Annotated in this window: 2 protein-coding genes and 1 pseudogene; 1 reads left to right on the top strand and 2 read right to left on the bottom strand. The window is 43.6% G+C overall.

Annotated elements, in window-relative coordinates; genetic code table 11:
- Positions 1–198: 198 nt before the first annotated feature.
- Positions 199–822 (bottom strand): class I SAM-dependent methyltransferase, encoded by a 624-nt coding sequence (locus R7E00_RS22710; RefSeq protein WP_005485201.1) that lies wholly within the window; start codon positions 820–822, stop codon positions 199–201.
- A 39-nt stretch (positions 823–861) separates the two neighbouring features.
- The gene (locus R7E00_RS22715; protein ID WP_005485150.1) at positions 862–1,311 is read right to left on the bottom strand and encodes an Lrp/AsnC family transcriptional regulator; all 450 of its coding nucleotides are present in this window, start codon (positions 1,309–1,311) and stop codon (positions 862–864) included.
- Positions 1,312–1,460: 149 nt separating this feature from the next.
- Here R7E00_RS22715 and R7E00_RS22720 point away from each other — a divergent pair.
- A pseudogene (locus R7E00_RS22720) lies at positions 1,461–1,762 on the top strand (EamA/RhaT family transporter); the annotation flags it as partial.

Below are 1,762 nucleotides of genomic sequence, written 5' to 3' on the forward strand. Positions count from 1 at the left end.
TTGTCAGTAGTTAGGCACGTAAAAGAGTTCGGTTCAATCAGTGATTTGGATCTGTGTAAAATCTTCGGAGAAACAATTTGGAGTGATGGAAGGGAATACCATTCAGCCGCGTTCTCATTTAAGGTTGATAGACAAACTGGTGACTGTAAGATCTCACAGTACAAACACCAATAAGGCTTAAAAGTTTATGAAGCGGAGTTAGGAAACTGGCTCCGCTTTTTTGATCATGACAATCGTGAAGTCGTGGTCGGAGTAACCCTCGATTAATTGTGCATCTGGGCATAGCCATCGGCAATAGCGCAACACCCCCACTTTGTTATGCGATTCTAGCATTCTCATACTCGGCAGCTTTTCTTCATCGAGTAAGTTAAACACACAGCCTATTCGAGCCGCTCGATACATCTTCTCAATCATTTCAATCGTATGATTTGCATTGCTCGATTTGTAGTTTAGTGAGCCTGACGCGAACACATAATCACTTTGAGGAAGAACAAGCTTAGAAAAGTCGCCACAAATGAAATTAACAGGCGTTTTAAAGGCTCTCTTTCTGGCCTTTGTGATGAACTGCTTCTGCTGATCAATGCCGACATAGCGCGCTGGATATTGATTCTGGCTCTCAATATATTCAAGCAGATCACCAAAGCCACAGCCAATATCGAGAATACTAACTGCCTCTAAACAAAGGCTACGAGTCAGCGCTTCAAATCGGCTGATTTGGCTATATTCGTCCTGCCAACCCAGCGTACGCGCTTTATCATTACCGAATTGTTTATAACGCTTGCGGTGGTAGTTGGCAATCTTCAATCTATCGAGCCACTTCATTTATCTCCCCTGTTGCTCACTACAGGCACAATGATCAAATTAAATGGGTAAACAGCCATTTCCTTTTACCTGCCGAATAGCAAGGTGTGTGTGGATGTCTTTGACGTTTTCTAACCTTTGCAGCTTTCTCGTGAAGCTTTCGTATCCGGGAAGATCTTTACTTACCACTTCCAATAAATAATCGTAAGCGCCAGACACAACGTGACAAGAAATCACCTCATCCATATCGACGATTGCGGTTTCAAACTCATCGATTGACGACGCTTGGTGATTATTCAAACTCACTTCAACGAACACCGTCATCGCAATGCCTACTGCGCCACGTGAGATCATTGCTCGATATCCGCTGATAACCCCTTCTTGTTCAAGACGTTTTAAGCGCCTCGCACATGGTGAAGCAGAGAGCCCTACTTGGTCAGCAAGCTCCGCTGTCGTTAATGTGGCGTCTTTCTGTATGAGATGAAGTAACTGCCTATCAATTTTGTCCAGGCCAACTCCAATTGCCAAAAATAACTAAATTTAATTAATTAAACGTAGTTTAACACCAATACTGAAACAAAGTACGTCACATTTTGCCAACATGATGCGTCAGTTTCGTTCAATAATTACAGCGAACTTTACACATGGACGCGACAACGATGATTTTGGGATACGCTGCAATTTTAGTGACCGTACTGCTTTGGTCTGGTTTTTTCATTTCGCTCAAAGGTGGGGCAATTTCGGCACTACAACCTGCTGATATTGCTTTGGTGCGCTTTCTCGTTCCTAGCCTAATCTTGTTGCCTTTTGTAATGAAACATAAAGCCGCCCTAAAAGCCGTTCCCAACAAATACCTTACTGGTATTGTCTTGGGTAGCGGGTTACCTTATTTACTTGTAGCGGGCACTGCCATGCATTTCGCTCCCGTCGCGCATGGTAGCGCCTTAATACCTGGCACTTT

The organism is Vibrio sp. Vb1755 (assembly GCF_033338635.1).
Classification (GTDB): Bacteria; Pseudomonadota; Gammaproteobacteria; order Enterobacterales; family Vibrionaceae; genus Vibrio; species Vibrio alginolyticus.